The organism is Arthrobacter psychrochitiniphilus, from assembly GCF_003185915.1.
Lineage (GTDB): Bacteria > Actinomycetota > Actinomycetes > Actinomycetales > Micrococcaceae > Specibacter > Specibacter psychrochitiniphilus.
On record NZ_QHLZ01000006.1, the window covers coordinates 211,981 to 238,022 of the forward strand.

19 protein-coding genes are annotated in these 26,042 nt (G+C 60.9%); 13 read left to right on the forward strand and 6 right to left on the reverse strand.

Annotation, left to right across the window (positions count from 1 at the left end; genetic code table 11):
* The first annotated feature begins 11 nt into the window (after positions 1-11).
* The 9 genes from carA (at position 12) to CVS29_RS11355 (ending at position 11,794) form a co-directional block, all read left to right on the forward strand.
* Complete coding sequence (gene carA / locus CVS29_RS11315) at positions 12-1,208, forward strand: glutamine-hydrolyzing carbamoyl-phosphate synthase small subunit (protein WP_245932195.1); 1,197 nt, start codon at positions 12-14, stop codon at positions 1,206-1,208.
* Positions 1,208-4,519 carry a carbamoyl-phosphate synthase large subunit gene (carB, locus tag CVS29_RS11320; protein ID WP_110106421.1) on the forward strand — a complete coding sequence of 1,104 codons (3,312 nt, stop codon included), beginning with the start codon at positions 1,208-1,210 and terminating at the stop codon, positions 4,517-4,519. Before carA ends, carB begins: the two co-directional genes overlap by 1 nt.
* A complete protein-coding gene (pyrF, locus tag CVS29_RS11325) occupies positions 4,509-5,423 on the forward strand; it encodes an orotidine-5'-phosphate decarboxylase (RefSeq protein ID WP_110106422.1) in 915 nt (304 codons plus the stop codon). Before carB ends, pyrF begins: the two co-directional genes overlap by 11 nt.
* Before the next feature lie 121 nt (positions 5,424-5,544).
* Positions 5,545-5,865 carry an integration host factor, actinobacterial type gene (gene mihF / locus CVS29_RS11330; RefSeq protein WP_110106423.1) on the forward strand — a complete coding sequence of 107 codons (321 nt, stop codon included), beginning with the start codon at positions 5,545-5,547 and terminating at the stop codon, positions 5,863-5,865.
* Entirely contained in the window at positions 5,862-6,476 is a 615-nt protein-coding gene (gene gmk / locus CVS29_RS11335) for a guanylate kinase (RefSeq protein WP_110106424.1), read from the forward strand. Before mihF ends, gmk begins: the two co-directional genes overlap by 4 nt.
* A 68-nt stretch (positions 6,477-6,544) precedes the next feature.
* Positions 6,545-6,802: a DNA-directed RNA polymerase subunit omega gene (gene rpoZ, locus CVS29_RS11340; RefSeq protein ID WP_038462701.1), complete on the forward strand. Its 258-nt coding sequence runs from the start codon at positions 6,545-6,547 to the stop codon at positions 6,800-6,802.
* Between the two features lie 26 nt (positions 6,803-6,828).
* Positions 6,829-8,193 carry a bifunctional phosphopantothenoylcysteine decarboxylase/phosphopantothenate synthase gene (locus tag CVS29_RS11345; RefSeq protein ID WP_110106518.1) on the forward strand — a complete coding sequence of 455 codons (1,365 nt, stop codon included), beginning with the start codon at positions 6,829-6,831 and terminating at the stop codon, positions 8,191-8,193.
* Positions 8,194-8,283: 90 nt separating this feature from the next.
* Positions 8,284-9,486 (forward strand): methionine adenosyltransferase, encoded by a 1,203-nt coding sequence (gene metK, locus CVS29_RS11350; protein ID WP_110106425.1) that lies wholly within the window; start codon positions 8,284-8,286, stop codon positions 9,484-9,486.
* A gap of 136 nt (positions 9,487-9,622) precedes the next feature.
* Entirely contained in the window at positions 9,623-11,794 is a 2,172-nt protein-coding gene (locus CVS29_RS11355; RefSeq protein ID WP_110106426.1) for a primosomal protein N', read from the forward strand.
* Positions 11,795-12,373: 579 nt separating this feature from the next.
* On the opposite strand, the gene CVS29_RS11360 is transcribed toward CVS29_RS11355, so the two are convergent.
* The 6 genes from CVS29_RS11360 to CVS29_RS11385 are packed head-to-tail and all read right to left on the reverse strand — an operon-like array spanning position 12,374 to position 18,851.
* Positions 12,374-13,459 carry a hypothetical protein gene (locus CVS29_RS11360; RefSeq protein WP_110106427.1) on the reverse strand — a complete coding sequence of 362 codons (1,086 nt, stop codon included), beginning with the start codon at positions 13,457-13,459 and terminating at the stop codon, positions 12,374-12,376.
* Positions 13,413-14,879: a hypothetical protein gene (locus CVS29_RS11365; protein ID WP_110106428.1), complete on the reverse strand. Its 1,467-nt coding sequence runs from the start codon at positions 14,877-14,879 to the stop codon at positions 13,413-13,415. Before CVS29_RS11365 ends, CVS29_RS11360 begins: the two co-directional genes overlap by 47 nt.
* A complete protein-coding gene (locus CVS29_RS11370; RefSeq protein ID WP_110106519.1) occupies positions 14,876-15,934 on the reverse strand; it encodes a glycosyltransferase family 4 protein in 1,059 nt (352 codons plus the stop codon). The genes CVS29_RS11365 and CVS29_RS11370 overlap by 4 nt, the downstream gene beginning before the upstream one ends.
* A gap of 53 nt (positions 15,935-15,987) precedes the next feature.
* Positions 15,988-17,004: an alpha/beta fold hydrolase gene (locus CVS29_RS11375; protein WP_110106429.1), complete on the reverse strand. Its 1,017-nt coding sequence runs from the start codon at positions 17,002-17,004 to the stop codon at positions 15,988-15,990.
* Position 17,005: 1 nt separating this feature from the next.
* On the reverse strand, positions 17,006-17,839 hold the full coding sequence (locus tag CVS29_RS11380; protein ID WP_110106430.1) for an aldo/keto reductase: 834 nt from the start codon (positions 17,837-17,839) through the stop codon (positions 17,006-17,008).
* 49 nt (positions 17,840-17,888) lie between these two features.
* Positions 17,889-18,851 (reverse strand): sugar-binding transcriptional regulator, encoded by a 963-nt coding sequence (locus CVS29_RS11385; protein WP_110106431.1) that lies wholly within the window; start codon positions 18,849-18,851, stop codon positions 17,889-17,891.
* 167 nt (positions 18,852-19,018) lie between these two features.
* On the opposite strand from CVS29_RS11385, the gene CVS29_RS11390 reads away from it, so the two are divergent.
* From CVS29_RS11390 to leuS, 4 genes are all read left to right on the forward strand, one after another.
* Entirely contained in the window at positions 19,019-20,815 is a 1,797-nt protein-coding gene (locus CVS29_RS11390) for a glycerol-3-phosphate dehydrogenase/oxidase (RefSeq protein ID WP_110106432.1), read from the forward strand.
* Positions 20,816-20,900: 85 nt separating this feature from the next.
* Positions 20,901-21,644 carry an MIP/aquaporin family protein gene (locus CVS29_RS11395; RefSeq protein WP_110106433.1) on the forward strand — a complete coding sequence of 248 codons (744 nt, stop codon included), beginning with the start codon at positions 20,901-20,903 and terminating at the stop codon, positions 21,642-21,644.
* A 48-nt stretch (positions 21,645-21,692) separates the two neighbouring features.
* Positions 21,693-23,207 carry a glycerol kinase GlpK gene (gene glpK, locus CVS29_RS11400; RefSeq protein ID WP_110106434.1) on the forward strand — a complete coding sequence of 505 codons (1,515 nt, stop codon included), beginning with the start codon at positions 21,693-21,695 and terminating at the stop codon, positions 23,205-23,207.
* 234 nt (positions 23,208-23,441) lie between these two features.
* A complete protein-coding gene (gene leuS / locus CVS29_RS11405) occupies positions 23,442-25,946 on the forward strand; it encodes a leucine--tRNA ligase (RefSeq protein WP_373366721.1) in 2,505 nt (834 codons plus the stop codon).
* The last annotated feature ends 96 nt before the right edge of the window (positions 25,947-26,042 follow it).

The following is a 26,042-nucleotide window of genomic DNA, read 5'->3' on the forward strand; positions in this document are numbered from 1 at the left end:
GGGAAACAACCATGCCTGTACAGGCACTTTTAGTCTTGGAAGATGGCCGCACTTTCCGTGGCAGCAGCTACGGCGCACAGGGGACAACCTTGGGCGAGGCTGTCTTCACCACTGGCATGACCGGATACCAGGAAACCCTGACGGACCCGTCCTACGCCCGCCAGCTGATTGTCCAGACCGCACCCCACATTGGCAACACCGGTGTGAATCAGGCAGATAATGAATCAGCCAAGATCTGGGCTGCCGGTTACATTGTCCGCGACGCCGCCCGCCGCCCCTCCAACTGGCGCAGCGAGGGCACCCTTGACGCGGAACTCATCTCCCAGGGCATTGTCGGCATCCAGGGTGTAGACACCCGGGCCATCACCCGCCACCTGCGCGAACGCGGTTCCATGAAGGCCGGCATCTTCTCCGGTGAAGCTGCAGCACGCTCCGAGGCCGAGATGCTCGCCGAGGTCAAGGCCCAGCCGTCCATGGCTGGCCTGCGCCTGGCCGAAGAGGTCAGCACTAAGGAAGCGTACGTCGTTGAGCCTGCCGATCACGGCTGGACCGGGGAAACCCTATTCACCATTGTGGCCCTGGACCTTGGCATGAAAGCCATGACCCCGGCCCGCTTCGCCGAGCGCGGTGTGCGCCTGCACGTGCTACCCGCCAGCACGTCCTTTGAGGATGCGATGGCGCTGAACCCGGACGGTGTGTTCATCTCCAACGGCCCAGGGGACCCCGCCACCGCTGATGCCCAGGTGGCCTTTGTGCGCGCTTTCTTGGACGCCGGGGTGCCCTACTTCGGCATCTGCTTCGGCAACCAGATCCTAGGCCGTGCCCTGGGCTTTGGCACGTACAAGCTGCGCTACGGACACCGCGGCATGAACCAGCCCGTCATGGACCGCAGCACCGGCAAGGTGGAAATCACCAGCCAGAACCACGGCTTTGCCGTGGACGCCCCGCTGGAGGGACCTACACAGGCCCCCGAGGAGCGTTTTGGCCGCGTTGAGGTCAGCCACATCAGCCTCAACGATCAAGTGGTTGAAGGTCTCTCCTGCCGCGACATCCCCGCCTTCTCGGTGCAGTACCACCCCGAAGCGGCAGCCGGCCCGCATGACGCCGCGTACCTGTTTGACAGGTTCATCAATCTCATGACCAATTACCAGGGTGCACAGAGCCAGAGTGCAGCCAGCCAGAGCACACAGAGCCAGGAAGATAAGTAATGCCAAAGAGGGAAGATCTTAAATCAGTTTTGGTCATTGGCTCCGGCCCGATCGTGATTGGCCAGGCTGCCGAGTTTGATTACTCCGGCACCCAGGCGCTGCGTGTTTTGAAGGAAGAGGGCCTGCGGGTCATCCTCGTCAACTCCAACCCGGCCACCATCATGACCGATCCCGAGTTCGCGGACGCCACCTATGTTGAACCCATCACCCCCGAGGTGGTGGAGAAGATCATCGCCAAGGAACGCCCCGACGCCATCCTGCCCACCCTCGGTGGCCAGACCGCGTTGAACACGGCCATCGCCTTGGATAAGAATGGTGTTCTGGCCAAGTACAACGTGGAGCTGATCGGTGCGAACATCGCCGCTATTGAACTCGGCGAGGACCGCGAAAAGTTCAAGGGTGTGGTGGAGCGCTGCGGTGCCGAATCGGCACGCAGCCATATCATCCATACTCTGGATGAAGCCTTCGAGGCGGCCAAGGACCTTGGCTACCCCATGGTGGTCCGCCCCTCCTTCACCATGGGTGGGCTCGGCTCCGGCCTGGCCTACACGCCCAAGGACTTGGAGCGCATTGTGGGTCAAGGCCTGCAGTACAGCCCCACCACCGAGGTTCTGCTCGAAGAGTCCATCCTTGGCTGGAAGGAATACGAGCTGGAAATGATGCGCGACAAGAACGATAACGTCGTTGTTGTTTGCTCCATTGAAAACTTTGACCCGGTAGGCGTCCACACGGGTGACTCCATCACCGTGGCCCCGGCCATGACCCTGACGGACCGCGAATACCAGAATCTGCGCGACATCTCCATTGCGGTGATCCGCGAGGTTGGCGTGGACACCGGTGGCTGTAACATTCAGTTCGCGATCGAACCTGACACAGGGCGAGTGGTGGTCATTGAGATGAACCCGCGCGTTTCACGCTCCTCGGCACTGGCTTCGAAGGCAACCGGCTTCGCTATCGCCAAGATCGCTACCAAGCTGTCCTTGGGCTACACCCTGGATGAGATCCCCAACGACATCACCCAGAAGACCCCGGCCTCCTTCGAGCCCGCGCTGGATTACGTGGTTGTCAAGGTACCCCGCTTCGCGTTTGAGAAGTTCCCGGCAGCGGACCCCACCCTGACCACCACCATGAAGAGCGTTGGCGAAGCCATGGCCATGGGCCGCAACTTCACCGAAGCCCTGCAGAAGGCGCTACGCTCATTGGAACAGAAGGGTGCAAGCCTGGAATTCCACAGCGTCAACGCCCTGGACGTGCCGGAACTCATCGAAGCGTCCAAGCGTCCCACCACGGAGCGTCTTGGCCAGGTTCAACGTGCCCTGCTCGGCGGTGCCACGGTGGAGCAAATGTATGAGGCAACCGGCATTGACCCTTGGTTCCTTGATCAGCTGGTGCTACTCAATGAAGTCTCGGTAACCATCCGCAAGTCCACAGCCTTGAGCCCGGAAATGCTCAAGCTGGCCAAGCGCCACGGCTTCTCTGACGCCCAGATCGGTGCCTTGACCAATAACTCCGAGGCAGTGGTTCGTGGCGTCCGCCAAGCATTGAACATCCGCCCTGTCTACAAGACGGTGGATACCTGCGCCGCGGAATTCGCCGCGTACACCCCGTACCATTACTCCACCTATGACGAGGAGGATGAGATTGCGCTCCATGAAAAGCCCTCCGTCATCATCCTCGGCTCAGGGCCCAACCGTATTGGCCAGGGCATCGAGTTTGACTACTCCTGCGTGCACGCCTCCATGGCGTTGCGCAAGGCCGGCTACGAGACCGTCATGGTCAACTGCAACCCGGAAACCGTCTCCACTGACTATGACGTCTCCACCCGCCTGTACTTTGAGCCGTTGACACTCGAGGACGTGCTGGAAATCATCGCGGCTGAAGAGCGCACCGGCGGCGTGATGGGTGTCTTTGTTCAGCTGGGCGGGCAGACGCCCCTGAAGCTGGCACAGGAACTGGCCGACGCCGGTGTGCCCATCTTGGGTACCTCCCCGGAAGCCATCGATCTGGCCGAGCACCGCGGCATGTTCTCCCGCGTCCTGGATGAGGCCGGCTTGATCGCCCCGAAGAATGGCACGGCCGTGTCCTTCAACGATGCCAAGAAGATTGCCGATGAGATTGGCTACCCCGTGCTGGTCCGTCCCTCCTACGTCCTGGGCGGCCGCGGCATGGAGATTGTCTATGACGAGGCCAACCTGTCCCGCTACATCAAGAACGCTACCGAGATCACCGAGGCGCACCCGGTCCTAATCGACAGGTTCTTAGAAGACGCCATTGAGATTGACGTGGACGCCCTCTTTGACGGCAAGGACATGTACCTTGGCGGCATCATGGAACACATTGAAGAGGCCGGCATTCACTCCGGTGACTCCGCCTGCGTGCTGCCTCCCATCACCTTGGGCAAGGACGTCCAGGAGCGGGTCCGTGCGGCCACCCGCGCCATCGCCGAAGGCGTTGGTGTGCGTGGTTTGATCAACATCCAGTTCGCCCTGGCTGCGGACATCCTCTACGTGCTTGAAGCCAACCCGCGGGCCTCCCGCACCGTACCGTTTGTCTCCAAGGCAACCGGTGTGCAGATGGCCAAGGCAGCTGCCTTGATTGGTGTGGGTGTCTCCATTGCCCACCTGCGCAGCGTCCACCACATCCTGCCCGAGGTGGGAGATGGCGGGAACTTACCTGACAACGCCCCGGTTGCTGTGAAGGAAGCTGTGCTGCCCTTCAACCGTTTCCGCACTGTTGAAGGCCACGTTGTTGACTCCCTGCTGGGGCCGGAAATGCGTTCCACGGGTGAAGTCATGGGCATTGACAAGCACTTTGATACTGCCTTCGCCAAGAGCCAGGCAGCTGCCAACGGCGCCCTGCCGGTGGACGGAACGGTGTTCGTCTCGGTGGCCAACCGTGACAAGCGCTCCATCATCATGGCCGTCAAGCGCCTCGTTGACCTGGGCTACAAGATTGTGGCCACAGGCGGCACCGCAGATGTCCTGCGCCGCAACGGCATCGCCTCCACCACTGTTCGCAAGATCAGCCAGGAGAGCGGTGGTTCGGATGATCAGAGCATTGTGGATCTCATCAACAACGGTGAGATTGACATGATCTTCAACACACCCTCAGGCGGCCAGGCTCGCGGGGATGGTTACGAGATCCGTGCGGCGGCAGTTTCCAACGGCCGCCCCTGCATCACCACGGTGGCTGAATTCAACGTGGCTGTTCAGGCCATGGAAGCATTGCGCTCCTACGAATGGGACGTCACCAGCTTGCAGGAGCACGCAGTGGTCCTGGCAGCAGGCCAGGCAGCGCAGAATGCCAAGTAGTATCCCCAGCGGCTCCCTCGGAGCCGGGGGGCCCCGCAGCGGGCCCCCCGCCGCAGAGGGCCCAGACGGCGGCCGGGTCTCGTTCGGCGCACGCCTCGCCGCCGCCATGGAGGCCCGCGGTGCCCTGTGTGTGGGGATTGACCCCCACCCGGGCCTGCTGGCCGCATGGGGCCTGGCGGATGATGTCCAGGGCCTGCGCACCTTTTCCCAGACAGTGCTGGAGGCCGTGGCTGCGCTGGCGGCAGCCATCAAGCCGCAGGTGGCGCTCTATGAGCGCCACGGCTCGGCCGGGTTGGCAGTCCTTGAGGAGTTGCTGGCCGCGTCCGCGCAAGCGGAGGTGCTCACTATTGCTGATGCCAAGCGCGGGGACATTGGTTCCACCATGGCCGGCTATGCCGATGCCTGGCTGCGTGAGGGCTCAGCGCTGGCGGCAGATTCGGTGACGCTGAGCCCCTACCTGGGCTTTGAATCCCTGCGGCCGGCACTGGATCTGGCAGCAGCCAACGGCCGGGGTGTTTTTGTCCTGGCACTGACCTCCAACCCGGAGGGCGCGTCCGTCCAGCATGTCGGTGGCAGCGAGTCCGTGGCCAAACGCATTGTGCAGGCGGCCGCGCAAGAGAATCAGCGCTACGCGGCGGCTGCTCTCGGCTCGGTAGGGCTTGTGGTGGGTGCCACCGTAGGCAATGCGCTGCGCGAGCTGGACATTGACCTAGCCGCTGTCAACGGCCCTATTCTGGCTCCGGGGCTTGGCGCCCAAGGAGCCACTGGGGCGGATATGCGGGCTACGTTTGGGCCCGCATACCCTGCGGTTCTGGGTACCTCCAGCAGAGGCATCTTGGCAGCAGGGCCGGACATTGCCGCCCTGCGGGCTGCTACGGTGGAAACACTAGCCAGCCTGAAGTAGTCCCGAATGTGGTGGGGATGCCTCGCCGCAGATTGATTTGCTTCCCCGGTGCGGATAGGTTCGAAATAAATACCGTGTTCGCCATCCGCATCGGGGACAGCCATCATCAGGGAGCTTTTTCGTGAATTTGCCGCACCTCTCGCAGGAACAACGCGCAGACGCGCGGGTTAAGGCCGTTGCTGCCCGGGCGGTCAGGTCCCAGGCGAAGCAGGATTTGAAAACAGGACAGCTCAGTGTGGGCGCTTTGCTTTCCGCGGCGCTCGATGAGCCAGCCCTGGACAGGCTCAGAGTCAGTGATTTATTGGAAGCCCTCCCGGGCATTGGAAAGGTACGTGCAACTGTGATCATGAGCGAGCTGGGGATTGCCCCAACCCGCAGGGTGCGTGGGCTGGGCGTGCATCAGCGCCGCGCCCTCATTGACTACTTGGGAAAGAAGTCATGAGCGGGTTCAACGTACCGTCCGAACTCACCCACCGGAGCAAGCCACGCAGTGGTGTCACTGTCTTGGCGGGTCCCACCGCTGTTGGCAAGGGCACCGTGTCCACGTTCATCCGGGACAACTACCCGGATGTGTGGCTCTCAGTTTCCGCCACCACCCGTGTGGCCCGCCCCGGCGAGGAAGAAGGGATTCACTACTTCTTCAAGTCAGCAGAGGAATTCGATTCACTGGTGGCAAAGGGTGACTTGCTGGAGTGGGCCACTGTCCATGGTGTGAACCGGTACGGTACCTTGCGCAGCACCGTGGCGGCGGCCGTGGCTGCCGGAAAGTCAGTGCTGCTGGAGATTGATTTGCAGGGTGCGCGCCAAGTTAAAAAAGCCATGCCGGAGGCTGATTTCGTGTTCCTGGCACCGCCTAGTTGGGATGAATTAGTGCGCCGTTTAGTGGGACGCGGCACAGAAACGCTTGAAGAACAGCACCGCCGCCTAGAAACCGCTAAACTGGAACTTGCTGCCGCGCCGGAATTTGATTACGTCATTGTCAATGACCAGGTAAGCCGGGCTGCAGCCGCGCTTGTTGAACTGATGGGGCTCACCCCCCATCACACTGCTTGAGCCGGCATTTGTTGGAACGCAACAATGCTGGAACTGCAAGACACCCTTTCGATTTTTTGGAGAAGTAATTGACTACACAACCCGAAGGCATCATCAATCCCTCGATCGATTCGCTGCTTGAAGCTGCGGATTCGAAGTACGGACTGGTCATCTTTGGTGCCAAGCGCGCACGCCAGATCAACGCCTACTACGCTCAGCTGCACGAGGGCCTTTTCGAATATGTTGGCCCGCTGGTTGACACCAAGCTCAATGAAAAGTCCCTCTCCATCGCTTTCCGTGAAATCGACGAGGGCCTGCTGGTTTCCACTCCCGTCGAGACTGTCTAAAGCGCGTTTGAGCCACGGTGTCTAAGCTGAACATTGTTTTGGGGGTAGGTGGCGGTATCGCCGCTTACAAGGCGGCCCTGTTGTTGCGCCTCTTCACGGAGGCGGGGCATCAGGTCACGGTCATTCCTACCGACGCGTCCACCAATTTTGTTGGTGCCGCTACATGGGAGGCCCTGAGCGGGCGGCCCGTGACCAACAATGTCTTTGACGCCGTGGACCAGGTCAACCACGTGAGGATCGGCCATGAGGCCGATTTGATCGTGGTGGCTCCGGCCACCGCCGATCTTTTGGCCAAGGCCGCCAGTGGGCAGGCCAATGACTTGCTCACCACCACCTTGCTCATGGCTCGAGGCCCGGTGCTTCTTGCCCCCGCCATGCACACAGAAATGTGGGCCCATGCGGCAACGGTGGCCAATGTGGCTACGTTGCGATCTCGTGGCGTGCACGTCCTGGACCCCGCAGTTGGCCGCTTGACGGGCGCCGACTCGGGTCCGGGCCGGCTGCCGGAGCCGGAAGACATCTTTACTGCCGCCCTGAGTCTGGTTGAGCATTCCGCCAAACGCCACGCCGCGTCCCCGGCACCCGCTGCATCCGCAGCTTCTGCGGGGGAAGCGTTGGGGACCGAACCTGCAGCTTCTGCGGGGGAACAAGCGGGCGCCGAACCCGGTGAGCTGGCGGGCCGCCATGTTCTGATCACCGCTGGTGGCACCCGAGAACCACTTGATCCCGTGCGTTACTTGGGCAACAAGTCCTCAGGTAAGCAGGGAGTGGCCTTGGCCGAAGCCGCCCTAGCGGCAGGAGCACAGGTCACCTTGATCCACGCGCCCTTGGACGTTGCTCCTCCGGCAACCGCCCGGCTCCAGCCAATCGAGACTGCCCTTGAACTGCGGGCGGCAACCCTGGCAGCGGCGGCCACCGCCGACGTGATCATCATGGCCGCTGCCGTGGCTGATTTCCGTCCGGCCACTATTTCTACCGGAAAAATCAAAAAACGCGACCATGGTGAGGATCCCGTCATAACCTTGGTCCGCAACCCGGACATTCTGGTTGAATTGGTGGCCCACCGTTCCGCGCAAAACCAGCAGCAGCTCATTGTTGGGTTTGCCGCCGAAACTGGTGACGACGAGGCTGATGCACGCACTTATGCGCAGGCTAAATTGCGCCGCAAGGGCTGCGATCTTTTGGTGGTCAACGAGGTTGGTCCCGGCGAAAGCGGCAGCGAGCGGGTCTTTGGCCAGGATAACAACCACGTTGAGATCTTGTCCCTGGACGGTTCCAGCCCTGTGCAATCGGCGGGCAGCAAGCGCCAGGTGGCTGACGTCGTCGTGCATCTTATTGCACAAAAGCTAGGCAAGAACTCGCAAGAACTCGCAAGAACTAGGAAGAATTAGCAAGTATTAGCCGCGCGCCGGCACATACTATAGATGACAAACCGTGTCTCGCAGCAATGGGTGGCGCGCTATCCCCAGTAAAGTAGAGACGTGATTTCAGTAAACCCCCTGCGCCTATTTACCTCCGAATCCGTGACGGCAGGTCATCCGGATAAGATCTGCGACCAGATCAGTGATGCCATACTTGACGCGCTGCTGGCCGAAGACCCGGATTCCCGTGTTGCCGTGGAAACCATGGCCACTACGGGTCTGGTCCATGTGGCCGGCGAGGTGACAACTAACGCCTATGTGGAAATCCCGCAGATTGTACGCAACACCATCCTGGACATTGGCTATGACTCTTCAGCCAATGGTTTTGACGGCGCACGCTGTGGTGTTTCGGTCTCCATTGGCCAGCAGTCCCAGGACATTTCCGATGGCGTGTTTAACGCCTTGGAGGTCCGCGAGGGTACTGCCGTTGACAAATATGACACCCAGGGCGCCGGCGATCAGGGCCTCATGTTCGGCTACGCGAGCAACGAGACCGCCTCTTACATGCCCACCCCCATTTTCTTGGCGCACCGCCTCTCGGAGCGCCTGACCAATGTGCGCAAGTCCGGGCTGCTCGAATACCTGCGACCCGATGGCAAAACCCAGGTGACCATTGGGTACGACGGCGAAAAGCCCGTATCAGTGGACACCGTTGTCATCTCCAGCCAGCATGCCGAAGGCACTTCCTTGGAGAAGTTGCGCGCGGATTTGGCGGAATTTGTCATTGCCCCCGTGATGGAGGCGTCAGGCCTGGATGTTTCCTCCGTCAAGACATACCTGAACCCTGCGGGCCCGTTTGTTGTGGGCGGACCCGTAGGTGATGCCGGCCTGACGGGCCGGAAGATCATTGTGGATACGTACGGTGGCATGGCCCGTCACGGTGGCGGCGCCTTCTCCGGCAAGGACCCGTCAAAGGTTGACCGGTCAGCTGCCTACGCCATGCGGTGGGTTGCCAAGAACGTTGTTGCCGCCGGGCTAGCTGCGCGCGCTGAAATCCAGGTAGGTTACGCCATTGGTGTGGCCCGCCCCGTGGGCGTGTACGTCGAGACGTTCGGCACCGAGACGGTGGATCCACGCCGCATCGAAGACGCCATTGCGGCCATCTTCGATCTGCGCCCCATGGCCATCATCGACAGCCTTGACTTGAAACGCCCCATCTACGCCAAGACGGCCGCACACGGCCACTTTGGCCGTGACGATCCCGACTTCACGTGGGAGAACCTTGACCGCGTGGATGCGCTCAAGGCGTACTTTAACGCCTAACGGCTTTAGCTATCCACGTTTGCTTATCCACAGCCGAGCACGGCCCGCCGACACTTTGTCAGTGGGCTGTGCTTAGCTTGTTTTAGGGGCCGGTTTTACGCGGCCCGAACCGCACCACGCACCCTGGGAGGACGTCATGGATGAACCGCTGAACCATGAGGGGCCGGCCGAAGGCGTGCAGTTGAGCCTTCTCAGTGGCTTTGTCGCGAAGCAGCGTGTGGCAGATCCGCACAGCGGAGTGGTGCTGGCCCGCGAGTTGCCTGTTGCCCACGTAGTCATTGATTCCCCGCTGCCACACCTTGACAGGGTCTTCGACTACTCCGTGCCGCTTGAACTCGACGCCCAGGCACAGCCGGGTGTGCGTGTGCGGGTCAAGTTTTCTGGTCAGGACCTCAACGGTTTCCTGGTAGCCCGGGCAGCCGAATCTGAAAGCGAACGGCTGGTGCCGCTGACACGGGTGTATTCCCCCGTGCAGGTCCTGACCCCCGCCGTGCTCCAGGCGGCCCACAAGGTGGCTGCCCGTTACTGCGGAACCGTAGCGGACGTGCTCCGTGTGGCCGTGCCGCCCCGGGTGGCAAGCCTTGAAAAGGTGTATCTGAAAAAGGCTGCGGAGCTGGTGGAAGCGGAAGCTGCAGGAGAAGCTCCTGCAGCAGCAGGGCCGCCCGCCAAGCCTGGGTATCCCCTTTTTGCCGATTACCAGAACGCCGAAGAATTCTTGACCCGGCTGGCAATGGGGGAGAGCCCCAAGGCCGTGCTGGGTTCCCTCGCCGGTTTTGGGCCGCATTCCTGGCAGCGCCAGTTGGCCCAGATTGTTGCCTACTGTGCGCAGTCAGGTCGTGGCGCCATCGTGGTTGTTCCAGATCTGCGGGACTTGGAGCTGTTGGAGCAGGCTTTTGCCGAGGTCCTAGCGGAGGGCAGCTTTGTGAAGCTCACCGCGGATGACGGCCCTAACCTGCGCTATGCCAACTTTCTTCGTGTCCTTGCCGGGGATGTGCGGATTGTGATTGGTACCCGTTCAGCCGCCTATGCCCCCGTCACCAACCTTGGGCTGGTTGTGTGCTGGGATGACGGCGATGAACTCCATATTGAACGCCGCGCGCCCTATCAGCACAGCCGTGACGTCCTGCTGTTGCGCTCCGAGGTAGAGGACACGGCTGTCCTCATGGCAGGGCACAGCCGTAGCAGCGAATCCCAGCGCCTCGTAGCCACCGGTTGGGCACAGGAGATCGTTGCATCCCGCCCGGCCGTGCGAAAGGCCACTGCCAGGGTCATCAGCACTTCCGATTCTTTTGAACAGGAACGGGACCCGGCCGCAGCGTTGGCCAGGCTGCCGCACAGGGCCTGGGCAGCGGCGAAGGATGCCCTGAAATTTGGGCCTGTCCTTGTTCAAGTTGCCCGCACCGGCTACGCGCCGGGGCTGGCCTGCCAGCGGTGCCGGGAGGTTGCACGGTGCAGGCACTGCACGGGGCCGCTGATGCAGTCCAGGGCGCCAGGATCCACCCTAACCATGGTCACCTGCAAATGGTGCGGTACGGCCGAGACTGCCTTTAGCTGTCCCACCTGTGGGTTCAATTTGTTGCGTGCTATTTCCGTGGGTGCTTTGCGGACCGCGGAGGAGCTGGGGCGGGCCTTCCCGTCGGTCCCTGTCATTTCCTCCTCAGGAGAGAACATCAAGACAACGGTGCCGGACCGGGCCGCCATCGTTGTGGCAACTATTGGGGCTGAGCCTGTTGCTCCGCACGGCTATTCGGCGGCTCTGCTGCTCGACGGCGATTCCATGCTCCGGCGTGAATCGCTGCGTGCCGGCGAGGAGACTCTGCGGCGGTGGCTGAACGCTGCGGCACTGGTCCGGCCCGCGCAGGAAGGCGGCGTTGTTGTCGTCACTGCTGAGGAGTCTGTTGAAGTGGCGGCTCTAGTTAGGTGGGATCCGGCCGGCCATGCCGAGCGGGAGTTTGCGCTGCGGCACGAGTTGGGTCTGCCGCCGGCCATGCGCCTGGCGTCCCTGACGGGAAGCGAGGCCGATGTTGCGGCGTTCGTGGCTGCCCTGGATTTGCCACAGGCTGTCCGCACCATTGGCCCGGCTCCTCTTGCGTTCGGTGCCCCAGGGGCTGGCGGTGCTGCTGGCGGCGCCGCCGGTGCAGCAGGAACTGCCGCTGACCAGGCCCCGGACTACAGGACTATTCTGTTGTTTCCCTACAGCATGGCTGGCAGCGTCACCGCTGCCATGCGTTCACTGAAAGCCGCCAATGCTGCCCGGCGGGTTGGCTCTCCTGTGCAGGTTCGCTGCGACGGTTTGGACGTCTTGTAGCCCACCCGTGCGCAGGCGAACAAGGCTAAACTGAGCTCCATCTGGGCCCACTGTTGGCGCGGTTCTGGGAGCTGCTGATGCCAGAATTGGGCCGCAGAATTGACTATCCTCCCGAGAAAGTTCGGTCAAAACATGAGGGAATGGCTCTGGCAGCACAGGAGGGCAGTCATTGCGCTGCTGATCGCACTGATGGCTGTGGGATCACTTCTGATCTACAGAACCAGTGGAAATGGGTGGTCAATAGGGATCTTCTCAACCTTGTTTAATCTCCTGGGCTGGTGGCACTGCCGCATGTCAGCCGCACCAAATCCTCTTCCAAGAGGTCATGTCCGGTTCGGAAGTCCCCTTGGGGCAGCAGAAAATATTGGATGTACTGAGTGTTTCCGGCCCTCCACAGCGTGTCTCTGGTGGCAAGTCGGGGCATGTGCCTGCGGGGTTGATGGTGCTGACGCTATCCCTGCCGGATAGCACCGTAGAGATCGCCGCCGAACCTTCGGTTCTAGAAAAGCTACAACAACAAGTGCTCCGAGGCGGCCCACCCTCAGGTCGGCGCGGATAAAGCCCTCCAGGCTCTCGGCCTTAGCCCGTATGCCCTGAATTTTTCGGGAACTTGCTCCTGCCAAAGGTTGCATCGAGCAGTTGCTGGGTACGGCGTTTAACATCGTTCTCACGCAGTCCCAAAGCAGTCACAATAGTTTCAAGGTGATCGATTTCTGCCACGTAGCCAGCGTCCAGACGTCCTGAGAGCGGCCGGGAAGCGAGATCCTCGGAAATGCGCCAGGCCATGACCAAGGTGCGCTCGTAGATGCGCTGGTCGGATTCAGCGACCGTTCCAGGAGTCTTGGAGTCTGTTGGAGAGGCGCCAAGGCCGGCAACCGCGTTGAGTCGGGAGTCGTCTAGGCCTAGGGCCAAGGCATCGAGTTCATCACGTAGGCGGCGCAACGTCCGGGCGTTGCGTCCGAAGAGTCCCAGCCGCATCGAAACGCTGCCGCCGTAGCGGATCACGAGGAGCAGGGTAATGCTGGATAGTCCAAGGCTTAGAGTCAGCAGCACGAAGAGCCAGAAGCCATTGATTTCAGGTTCACTATAGTTGTTGCTTTCCAGCCCTAGGGACAGCTCTTTGACGGCGGAGATCACTTGGTTTTCCGCATGGTCGGAAACAAAGTAGCTGCCGTATTCCCAGTCGAAGGTGCCAAGGTGGGAACGTCCGCCTAGGTTTACCGCGCCAGAGATGATGGCGGGGATCGTTACGTATTCCGAGTTCACACGCCACACGGGAATGATTGTATGGTCACTGCGGAGCTCAGCAGTTGCCGGATCAAGAAGCCCCGGGAACTCACTCTTGAGCCTCCACAACGCATCAACGAGGACTTGCGGTTCATAGAATTCGCTGGTCAGTGTGTCACGAACGTACGGACCGGTTGGCCAGTTCAAGTAGTCTTCGGCGCTGCGCACTACTACGGTGACATCAACATCCTCAGTGAAGTGGTTCGGAAGATAGCGGCGAATCTCACCCTGATCAATGCCGCCCAGATCCCCGTCGAAGTGGAGCGAGCGCAGTGGCTTGCTCCCAGAAGCCTCCTCGCTGGGAGCATGGGGTCTTTGGGCTACCACCACACTACTGACGGTGACCGAGAGAATCGTCAGTGCAATGCCTGCCAGCACCAACCATAGTTTGCTGCCCGGACCAGGCAGCAGCGTCCACCAGAAAAAAATCGGGCAGCGCCAAGGGGTCTTCATCTGTTCCCGGCAGAGGACCAAAGCGTGAGTGGGCGGCCGCGTTAGCCTGATCGAGTGTAGTGAGCAGCACTTTTGATCCAGAGAGTCCCATGCCCACGCGAAGCGCCGAGAGGTTCTCATGGTGTCCTCGTCCACCGGGAAGCATATGGCGGTGGTGTAAGGAACGGTTGATGGCCTGCGCTGTGCGTTGAAGATCGGCCTCCGCTCTGGTCCACGCGGTGAGCGTCGAAGCGCTGCCGTGGCCACCTGCCGCCACGGCAAGCAACGCATTGAGTGCCTTCCTAAAATTTTGTACCCGCCGTGTTGTTACTGTCCCGGGAGGCCGAGCATCAAGACGTGCCAGCAGTTCACGGCCGGCAAAGGACACAGGCGCGGCTAAACGGTCCAGCACACCTTGGCCGCCAGCAAGCTCACCCAGTACTGACCCGGCCCCCATGAGAGCATCCGCCTGTGCGGTTATCTTCGCAGCTTTGCTTTCAAAAATTTCCACCAGCTTCGCCGCTTCTGGTTTTAGTGCGGTACTGGCGGTGTAAACGGCCTCCATGACGGCGTCTTCCGAGCGGGCCAGGGCCAGCGAAGCATTGCGGATACTCGTCCAAGTTGACGTGTACCCTGCTGTCCGCAGTTTCTCCGGCGTGCTGGCGTAGGTCACCTCGAGTCCTTCGAGTTCAAGAACCACGCCAGCCAATTTGCGTTGGGCGCCGGAAAGCCGCTGATATAGCCGTTCATGGCGGCGTCGGCGGGATAACGAGTGAGTGAGAGTCACAACCGTCAGCCCTAGCCCAATGACAGTCCCCGCCCACCAGAACAGAGGCGGGAGCAAGGGGCCCTCATCGAGCAAGTCTGCAGATCGAAGCGCTGCCGCCGCTACGGATTGGGGGCCATGGCCAAGCCCAACGTTGTCCAAATACGTCTGGGTGATGTCACGGGCGTGGCTTAGCCGCTGGCCGTGTTCTCCTTCAGGCTGATAAACGCCGGCGCCCAGGAAGCCCTGTTCACCTGAAAAGGTGGTGGTATCGCTGTCAATGGCCGTACTCAGAATGACATCGGCACCCGGATCGCTCCGGCCTGTTTTCTCATCGGAGCTGAGCAGCCGGTCTGTAACCAGAATACGGATGGGGCGCCACGTGGCAACCGGGCCGCCCAGAACCTTAGTGACGCTTTCTTGGGAAATATTGAACGGATGGGCACCCTCCACCACAATCTCAAGATGCTCACCGGGGGTGGCTGTGACGATTTGGATTCCCAGAAAGGCGAAGCTGCCCGTGGTCAGCCCCAGTAAAAGGGCAAGCCAGGGGAAACAGAATCGGGGCTTGGCCCGAGCCTGGATTAATCGCGTACTCATGAGGTGGCGCGTAGCTCCTGCGCAATGGCTATCAGCTCGCGGGCGGAGGCATCCCAGCTGAAGGTGCCCGCCTGGGCCACGGACGCCGTCGAACATGCCGCCCAGATACCCGGGGCGTCCAGTGCGCGGACGGCCTGGGCAAACTCCGTTGGTGAATCGGCTGGCACATACCGTGCAGCCTCCCCGCCCACCTCCCGAAAAATAGGGGTGTCCGCAACAATCACGGGAGTCCCCAACGCCATGGCCTCCACGAGCGGCAGCCCGTAACCCTCCGCCTTGCTCAGTGTGACCAGCGCGGTAGTACGCAGCAGCAACTCGTCATACTCGGCGTCACTGACGCCATTGTGGAATACCACGGTAGCCCCGGCCGGGATCAGCTTCACAAGTTCGGCCCGGCGTTCAGGGGTGATCCGGCTCAGCAGGTTCAAAGTGAAATCTGGCAGCTCGGCCATGCCGCGAATGAGCGTTTCTACGTTTTTGTATGGCATGAAGGAACCCATGTAAGCCAGCGACTTCTCCGGAACCACAGCAGGGTCCCGCGGGGTCCTCTCACCCTGGGGTGCGTTGCCAATGATCCGGATGGGCCGCTTGGTGAGCTGGTGTTTGCGCATCAGGGCCAGCGTGGTCTTACTGATGGTGGCCACCACATTGGCCCGGTTCAAGAGCATCCGCTGCGGCCAATAAGCCTTGTGGTACAGCCGCCACAGCACCCGTACCGGGGCGGGAAGGAAGCCGGGAGGGGCCGGGTGCTCGTAATAAATCAGATCGTGCAAGGTCAGTACCAGCGGATACTTTCGCCCCCAGCTGCCCATGGTCTGCATGGGGCAGAACACCAGATCCGCCCCCAGCTTGTTCACCTGGCGGGCCACAAAGAGTTCTCTCGGGGAGAGGGGTGAGCTGATTTTCACCCACGGCAGATCCGGCAGCAATGCCAGCTGACGCTCGTCGTGAATGAGCATGGTGACGTCGGCAAAGGGGGCCACGGCGGCCATGAGGGATGCGCCGTAACGGCTGATCCCATCATGGTGATCCATCCGGGTAAAACGCGCATCCATGACGATTCTTGGCTTGCTGGCGGGGGCCGGGGTGATGGCCGCATTCGTGGTGCTCAAGGGGCTGGATGCCTTTCAAGGAAATCGGTGATGGCGGCTGCTGCCGGTTCGGGTGTTTCGTAGTGGATCAAATGCCCCACCCCAGCAATGACCACCAGCTCGCCATCGGGGAGGCGTTCTAGGAGTTTGTGCTGATGGGGCAGTGGGGCAATTTCATCGAGTTCCCCGGCAATCAGGAGGGTAGGCAGCGTCAGTAACGCGGCCACCTCACGGACCGTGCCACCGGCGGACGCCTGAAAAGCCTCCAGGAGCATGTCCCGGTTGGCGAAACCGCTGAAGTAGGCGTGGTGCTGGCCATGGATGAAAGTCAGCAACTCCTTGTCCCGCGTCTTGGCCATGGTCACACTCATGAGATGGACAATGACTTTGCTGCGCAGCAGGGCGTTGCCCAGGGCATCGGGGAGTTTCGCCGCGGCCCAGTAATAGAACACCGCCAGTTTGGTCATGATTCCTTTGGGGCCCTCCAAGGCGGGGGAGGCAATAGGGTTGACCAAAATCAGGGGGTACACCCGGCCCGGGTTGGCCGCCACAAAGTGGCTCACCACAATGGATCCGAAGGAATGGCCTAACAACACGGTCTCGGGCCCCAGCTCCAGTTGATCAAGGAAGCCGCCCAGGAATGCACTGTAGCCGGGGATGTCATGGCCGCCACCGGAGACGAACGCCGGTGAGCGTCCAAAGCCGGGCAGATCAGCCATGATGATCCTGGCGTGGGGCAATAGCTCCACCACACGCTCCAGCCCATGATGGTCACCTCGGAAGCCATGGACCATCACAATGGTCCGGACAGGAGAAGCGGCAGAGGCAGGGACAGGGGCAGGCGCAGCCACAGCATCGGTCGTAGCGGCCGGGACAGCCGCAACGTCGGCGGCAATCGCAGGGGAGCCAACCGCCGCGTACTCCCAATAATGTACGGAGGTGCCGGCGATCTCCACCACGTGTGTCCTTTCCCGCCCGGCCAGGTCAACTACAAGACGTGCGGCTGGCGCCGTCGTACTGCTCTTGGCGGACATCTCAGTTCACGTCCTTTGGATTGGAACCGGAACGGCGCTCCCTATCCAATCCGTCAATGATGCTCATCTGCTCCGGGGACAAAGCAAAGTCAAAAACGTGAAGATTCTGAGCCATGCGTACGCCGGAACTGGCCTTGGGGATCACCAAATGACCGGACTGGACATGCCACCGCAACACAATTTGGGCCACAGTGCGCCCGTGCGTTCCCGCAAGTTCCACCAGCACCGGATCGGAAAGAATGGTGCCCCGGGCCAGCGGACTCCACGCCTGGGTGGCAATACCCAGCTCGGCATGAAGCGCTCGCAGGCGTGTCTGGGTCAGCCAGGGATGGAGTTCAATCTGGTTGACGGCGGGGACCACCTCGCAGGAATCCAAGAGCTGCTCCAGATGTTCCGGCTCGAAGTTGCTCACGCCAATGGCACGCACACGCCCCTCGCCATACAGGGTTTCCAGCGCCTTGTATGTAGGGATGAAGAGTTCCCGTTCGGGGCATGGCCAGTGGATCAAGAACATGTCCAGCACGTCAAGGCCAAGCCGTTCCATGCTGGCATCGAAGGCGGCCAGCGTGGCGTCGTAGCCGTGCTCTGTATTCCACACCTTGGAGGTCACGAACAGTTCTGCACGGGCAGTACCGCCATCCACGGCGTTGCGGATGGCCTGGCCTACGCCCTCCTCATTGCCGTAGAGCGCGGCCGTGTCCACAGTCCGGTAACCGGTATCGAGGGCGGTGGAGACCAGATCCGCGCACTCCTGGGCCGGAACCTTATAGACGCCGTAGCCGAGCTGGTCAATGTCTACACCGTTGTTGAGCGTGTGTTTGGGGGAGCGTTGCATATCCACGACTTTACCCAGTCCATGCCTCGGCACGGTATTGGGGCGCGGCCTACAAGCCATCCAGGCCGTTGAGGAAGCCAAAAATGGGATCGTTGGAGGGGCTGGACAATTCCACCAATTCCCGGGCCGTAGATTCATCCAGGATCAAATCAGTGACCAAACCGGCTGCGAGGGCCCCGCGCAGTCCCGTAATTTTCTTCGCGCCAGAGACCACACAAATACGACGCCGGACCTTGCGCAGGCTTTCCAAGTCAGGTCCGCTGGAGCGAGAGTTGAGGACAATGCCGTCATCGGATCCATCGGAGCGGAAGAACACTGTTGCCACATCTCCGGCTACGCCGCTGGCTTCTAGCGCGTCCAGGTCGGTGGAATCCAGATAGCCGCCGGAGTAGACGTGGCTGGGGATTTCGGCATCCATGGAGCCCACGCCGAAGATGGCAATGGTCATGCGGTCCTGCAGGTCAAGGATGCGCCGTACGCTGCGTTCTTGCCACATCATGTTTTTGGTCTCTGCATGGTCAAAGAAGGCAGGGACCGGGAATTGTTCCACTTTGGCACCATAGGCTGTGCCGAAACGACGGACGATTTCCGAGGCGTAAGTGATGCCGGAGGTTTGGGTGTTTCCGGCGCCGTTGAGTTGGACAATGGTGCTGCCGTGCGTGGTTTTGCGGGTCAGATGGCGGCTGACGGTACTGACAGTAGATCCCCACGCCACCCCAATCACGGCATTGGAATCAACCAATGGGCCAATGGTGCGAGCAGCTTGCATGCTGACCCGCTCCAAGACTTCAACCTCACCGAGCATGTCTGAAACGGGAACAACATGGACTTCCACCCGGTAGCGCTTGCGAATAGCGCGTTCTAGTTCCGGAGCACGGTCCGAGGGAGTCTTGATTTGGATCTGCACCAGTCCGCTGTCACGGGCTGTGGAGAGCAGCCGGGACACCGTGGAGCGGGAGGTTCGCAGCTCCCTGGCAATGGCATCCATGGTTTGGTCCTGCAAGTAGTACATTTGTGCAGCTCGGAGGGTGTCCTGCTGTTTTATCCGCTTGGAACTCACGGTTCACACACCCTTTCTGCACGTTTGTGCAGGTCTGTTGACTATATTGTTCATTTGTTCCAACAATAAGGGTACGAGGCGCGTAGAGCGCAATTAAACTGGACTCGAAAGAGGTCGATGTGGGACACCACGGCAACGCTGGCAAGAACAATGCACCCGAAGAAACGCAAGCAGTTGTGCGCGCCCAGGTTGAGGCTCTGAAGCAGCGTCCGCGTGCCAGTGTCCTGATCATTGGTGGCGGCATCAACGGTGTGGGCACCTTCCGGGATCTAGCCCTTCAAGGTATTGATGTGGCGCTCGTGGAACGCGGCGATTACTGCCAGGGAGCCTCCGGCGCGTCCTCACACATGATCCACGGCGGCATCAGGTACTTAGAAAACGGCGAATTCCGTCTGGTCAAGGAATCAGTGGTGGAGCGCAATGGGCTGCTCAAGATTGCACCTCACTACGTCAAGCCGCTGCAGACCACCATCCCCATCTTCAGCACCTTCTCCGGAATTCTTAGTGCCCCCATCCGCTTCCTGACTCACAAGCAGGGCAAGCCCCAAGAGCGCGGCGCCTTCCTGATCAAGGCTGGCCTGACACTGTATGACGCGTTTTCCCGTGACGGTGGCACGGTACCCCGCCACGATTTCAAGGGCCGCAAGAAGGCTCTGGCCGAGCTGCCCCAGCTGCATTCGGGCATCAAGTACGCGGCAACTTACTACGACGCTTCCGTGCACAACCCGGAACGGCTAACTTTGGATGTCCTGCAGGATGGCGAAAAGGCCGGGCTTCCCGTCTCCGGTGCAGCCGCGGCCACGGCTGCCGAGGCCAAGGCCCGCGCCACCAACTACCTGGCCGTCACGGCTGTTGCTGAGGACGGCGTGGAGCTCACCGATCAGCTCACCGGCGAAAAGTTCACCTTCACTGCCGATGTTGTGGTCAACACCACGGGTGCCTGGGTGGATATGACCAACACCGACATGGGCTCACCCACCCGCTTCATGGGTGGCACCAAGGGCTCACATATTGTCCTTGACCACCCCGGTCTGCTGGCGGCCTGCAACGGCCGTGAAATCTTCTTTGAACACACTGACGGCCGGATTGTGCTGATCTACCCCATGGGAGACAGAGTCCTGGTGGGCACCACAGACGTCAACGCTGATATGACGGCGGATGCCGTGTGCACGGAAGACGAAATTGACTACTTCTTCGATCTCATTGGACACGTCTTCCCCAACGTCCTGGTCACCCGCGAGGAGATTGTTTACAGCTTCGCCGGGGTCCGCCCGCTGCCGCGCCACGATGAAACAGCGCCCGGGTTTGTTTCCCGTGACTACCGTATTGAGCGGGCCGAGCACAGTATCGGCGGCAAAACAGTGCCGGTGCTGAGCCTGGTTGGTGGCAAGTGGACTACGTTCCGGGCCTTGGCAGAGCACATGAGCAATGACGTTCTGGCCATTATTGGTGCACCGCGAAAGCGGTCCACCGCCAAGCTGCCCATTGGTGGCGGCGTGAATTTCCCGGATAGCACCGCCGGAGTGGAAGCCTGGATTTTGGCCCACACCAGCGACTCAGTGACCGCCGCACGGGCAGGAGTTCTTCTGACCCGTTACGGAACGCGCGCTGAAGAAGTTCTGGCGTACCTCGGGGAAGGGATTGATACCGTCTTCAATTCCACCGACGAGCTCAGTGACCGGGAAGTTGCGTTCATGGTGGAGCACGAACAAATTGGACACCTCATCGACGTTATGATCCGCCGCACCTCCTTGGCCTTCCGGGGCTTGGTTACCAGTGAACTGTTGGCCGAGACGGCAGCAGCGCTAGCTGGACCGTTGGGATGGAATGCAGCAAAGGTGGCGGAAGAAATCAGCCACAGCGTCGATGTGTTGGCACGCTTCCACGGCGTCCACGTACAAAGCTTGATTGCCTAAGCCCCAGGGGGGCAAAGGGGGCTCAAGAGGAGCAACCAATAAGGGTTGATCTTTTCATGTAAAAACTAGCCATTTGGAGTCAAAGATGTCTCTTGGAATTGTGTTCGCATCTGAGGTGATGGGAACGATGATGCTCACCCTGTTGGGTTGTGGTGTTGTTGCAAACGTTGCCCTGAAGGGAACCAAAGGCAATGCCGGCGGGTTTCTTTTAGTTAACTGGGGCTGGGGCCTGGCAGTCTTTGCCGGTGTCTTCGTCGCTGCCAAATCGGGCGCCCACCTCAACCCTGCAGTAACAGTCGGAATCCTAGCCAACGGTAAGGCTGAATATGCTCCCGATGTGGCCGTGAACTTCGGCTCCACCATGACGTACTTTGGTGGCGAGATGGTGGGTGCGTTTATAGGTGCCGTTGTGTGTTGGGTGGCCTACAAGCAGCACTTCGATGGTGAGCCGGATGCTGCCACGAAGCTGGGTGTGTTCTCAACCGGTCCGGCCATCCGCAGCTACGGCTGGAACGTAGCCACCGAAGTCATCGGCACCTTTGTTCTTGTCTTTGTCATCTTGCACTTCGCCAACGGTCCGGCCGAACTCGGGGCACTGCCCGTGGCCCTGCTTGTTGTTGGTATCGGCGCATCCCTTGGTGGGCCTACCGGCTACGCCATCAACCCTGCCCGTGACCTGGGGCCGCGTATTGCACACGCCTTGCTACCCATCAAGGGCAAGGGTTCCAGTGACTGGTCCTACGCCTGGGTTCCCGTAGTGGGCCCGCTCCTTGGTGGCGCCTTGGGTGGTGCCGCTGCACAGTGGCTGCCGCTGGTAGTAACTGCCTAAGTACCTGCTGTTTGTTCTTCACATGAATCACGAGCAAAGGAAACAAAGATGTCTCAGTATGTAATTGCCATCGATCAGGGCACCACCAGCAGCCGTGCCATCGTTTTTGACCATGACGGCAACATCGTCTCTACTGGTCAGCTAGAACATGAGCAGATCTTCCCGAAGGCGGGCTGGGTTGAGCACAACGCCACCGAGATCTGGAACAACACCCGCGAGGTCATTGGTACCGCTCTTGCCCAGGCCAACCTGACCCGGCACGATATTGTTGGCGTGGGCATCACGAACCAGCGCGAAACGGCGGTTGTCTGGGACAAGAACACCGGCGTCCCGGTTTACAACGCCATCGTGTGGCAGGACACCCGCACGCAGAGCATCGTTGATGAACTGGCCGCTGACGGCGGCGTGGAGCGCTTCAAGCAAAAGGTGGGCCTGCCCCTGGCCACCTACTTCTCCGGCACCAAAATCAAATGGATCCTTGACAACGTTGACGGCGCCCGCGCCAAGGCGGAAGCTGGGGATCTGCTATTTGGCAACACGGACAGCTGGGTCACCTGGAACCTGACCGGCGGTGTTGACGGTGGAGTGCACATCACCGACGTCACCAACGCCTCCCGCACCATGTTCATGGATCTGGAAACCCTGGCCTGGGATGACGAGATTTTGGCTGTCTTTGGTGTGCCGAAATCCATGATGCCGGCCATCAAGTCCTCTTCCGAGGTCTACGGGCACGTGCACGGCAGCCAGCTGCTGCGTGAAGTTCCCGTGGCCGGAATCCTCGGTGACCAGCAGGCAGCCACGTTCGGCCAGGCCGCGTTTGAAGCAGGTGAGGCCAAGAACACCTACGGCACCGGTTGCTTCCTGATCTTCAATACGGGCGAGGAAATTGTTCACTCGAAGAACGGGCTGCTCACCACGCTTGGCTACAAGCTAGGCGACGCAGCCCCGCATTACGCTCTGGAAGGCTCCATTGCCGTCACCGGATCCCTCATCCAGTGGCTGCGCGATAACATCGGCATGATCAAGTCAGCACCAGAGGTGGAAGAGCTCGCCGCTTCGGTAGAGAACAACGGTGGCGTATACATTGTCCCAGCCTTCTCCGGCTTGTTCGCCCCGTACTGGCGTCCCGATGCCCGTGGCGCCATTGTGGGCCTGACCCGCTTTGTGAACAAGAGCCACATTGCCCGGGCTGCACTGGAAGCCACCGCTTTCCAGACCCGCGAAGTCTTGGACGCCGTCAACGCGGATTCCGGCGTTGACTTGACGGAATTGAAGGTCGACGGCGGCATGGTTGCCAATGATGCCCTCATGCAGTTCCAGGCGGACATCCTTGGCGTACCCGTGATCCGCCCCAAGGTCACCGAGACCACGGCGCTCGGCGCAGCTTACGCGGCAGGTCTGGCAGTGGGCTTCTGGAAGGGCTTGGGCGAGCTTTCGGCGAACTGGTCTGAGGACAAGCGCTGGGAGCCCAACATGGACGCCGCTGAGCGTGACCGTCAGATGCGTTTGTGGAAGAAGGCCGTCACCAAGTCCATGGACTGGGTTGACGAGGACGTGCTGTAACAGCACTGCCAAACAGCAGTGAAGTACGACGGCGGGAGCCCACCTTTTCCCCAAAGGCGGCCTCCCGCCGTCGTACTTTTTGTGCGCTAAAGTAGAGACGTGCATAAATTTCTCCTCCTTAGCTAGCCGCAACCAGAAAATTCTCGTTGCGGTGAGCCCCTTGCTATGTCGAGGGGCTTTTGTGTGTAAGGAGTGAGGTGCAAGAAGCCAATGATGAATGAAAAGGCAGGGTACGTGAGCGTGCAGTCCCAGACTGAAGAGAACAGCGAAGAGGGCGTCTACAGTTTCGCCTCAATAGAGGCCAAATGGCCTGCCGTGTGGGATGAACTCAATGTTTTCGCCCCGCTTGACGACGGTTCCAAGGAACGCCGCTACGTCCTTGACATGTTCCCGTACCCCTCGGGCGACTTGCACATGGGCCACGCTGAAGCGTTCGCCATGGGTGATGTGGTGTCCCGCTACTGGCGCCAGCTCGGTTATGACGTGCTGCACCCGATCGGCTGGGATTCCTTCGGGTTGCCCGCAGAGAACGCCGCCATCAAGCGCAACGCCCACCCCAGCGAGTGGACGTACACCAACATTGACACGCAGGCGGAATCTTTCAAGCGCTACGCCATCTCCGTGGACTGGTCGCGCCGCCTGCAGACCTCTGACCCCGAGTACTACCGGTGGACGCAGTGGCTGTTCAAGCGCTTCTATGAGCGTGGCCTGGCCTACCGGAAGAACTCTCCCGTTAATTGGTGCCCCACGGACCAGACCGTGCTCGCCAACGAGCAGGTTGTCAACGGTGCCTGTGAGCGTTGCGGCTCGGTTGTTACCAAGAAGTCACTGAACCAGTGGTACTTCAAGATCACCGACTACGCGGACCGCCTACTCGATGACATGGATGCGTTGAAGGGCCTCTGGCCGGACCGCGTGCTGGCCATGCAGAAGAACTGGATTGGCCGCTCTGAGGGTGCTCATGTCACCTTTGTGATCGAAGCCGCTGGCGAGGAAAAGCCGGCGCAGGAGCTGACGGTCTTCACCACCCGCCCCGACACACTGTACGGGGCCACGTTCTTTGTTGTGGCAGCCGATGCCCCGTTAGCCGTGGATCTGGTCACTGCCCAGCACGCCGAGGCGCTCAGCGATTACCGCGAGCAGACCAAGGCGCTCAGCGACATTGAACGCCAGTCAACCGAACGCCCCAAATCGGGTGTCTTCACGGGCCGCTACGCCATCAACCCCTTGACCGGTGAGAAGCTGCCCGTCTGGGCCGCCGATTACGTCCTGGCGGACTACGGCACAGGTGCCATCATGGCCGTCCCCGCCCATGACCAGCGTGACCTGGACTTCGCCAAGGCGTTCGACCTGCCAGTCCGTGCAGTCCTGGACACCGGAGGCGAGGACCCCGCCGAGACCGGCATCGCCACCACCGGCGAAGGAACCCTGATCAACTCCGGCGAGCTCAACGGCCTGTCCAAGACCGAAGGCATCCCGGCCGCCATCGAAATCCTGGAGAAGCTGGGCACGGGCGAGAAGTTCGTCAACTTCCGCCTGCGTGACTGGCTGCTGTCCCGCCAGCGCTTCTGGGGCACCCCCATCCCGATCATTCACTGCGCCGATTGCGGCGAAGTCCCGGTGCCGGATGACCAGCTGCCCGTGCGCCTGCCGGAGAACCTGCGCGGCGAGGACCTGTCCCCGAAGGGCACCTCCCCGCTGGCTGCTGCAGCCGAATGGGTTAATGTGGCCTGCCCTTCATGTGGTGGCGCCGCCAAGCGTGACACCGACACCATGGACACCTTTGTGGATTCCTCCTGGTACTTCCTGCGCTTCGTTTCCCCGCAGTTCACCGAGGGCCCGTTCGATCCGGCCAAGGTCAACGAGTGGATGCCGGTAGGTCAGTACGTGGGCGGTGTGGAGCACGCCATCTTGCACCTGCTGTACGCCCGCTTCTTTACCAAGGTCATCCACGACATGGGCATGCTCGAGGCCACCGAGCCCTTCAGCGCCCTGCTGAACCAGGGCCAGGTCCTCAACGGCGGCAAGGCCATGAGCAAGTCCCTGGGTAACGGTGTGGACCTGGGCCAGCAGCTGGATAAGTACGGGGTGGACGCCGTTCGCCTCACCATGATCTTTGCCGGCCCTCCCGAGGACGACGTCGACTGGGCGGATGTTTCCCCGTCCGGCTCGGCCAAGTTTCTGGCCCGTGCATGGCGCCTGGCCCGCGATGTGGACAGTGCGCCCGGCGCCCCCGGTATTGGTGGCGACGCTGCGTTGCGGTCATTGACCCACCACACCATCCATGACGCGAAGGCGCTCTTGGAAGGGCACAAGTTCAACGTTGTGGTGGCTAAGTTGATGGAGCTGGTCAACGCCACCCGAAAGGTCATTGACTCCGGCGCCGGTGCGGGCGATCCGGCAGTACGTGAAGCAGCTGAAGCCGTGGCCATTGTGCTGAGCCTGTTCGCACCGTACACGGCCGAGGACATGTGGGAGACACTAGGGCATCCGGCTTCCGTTGCCAACGCCGGATTCCCTGCGGTGGATGAGGCTCTTTTGGTGGCACAGAGCGTGACGGCTATTGTGCAGATCAAGGGCAAGGTCAAGGACCGCCTCGAAGTGTCCCCGGACATCACCGAGGATGAGCTGCGCGAACTCGCACTGACCTCGGAAGTTATCAAAAAGGCTCTGGATGGGGCCAGCATCCGCACAGTTATTGTGCGGGCGCCTAAGCTGGTCAATATTGTTCCTGCCTAGATTTTTGCTGCCTAGATTTTTGCTGCCTAGATTTTTGCTGCCTAGACGCGACACGCTGTAACCAACGGAAGAATCCGTGCGAAAGTGTCCTGGCCC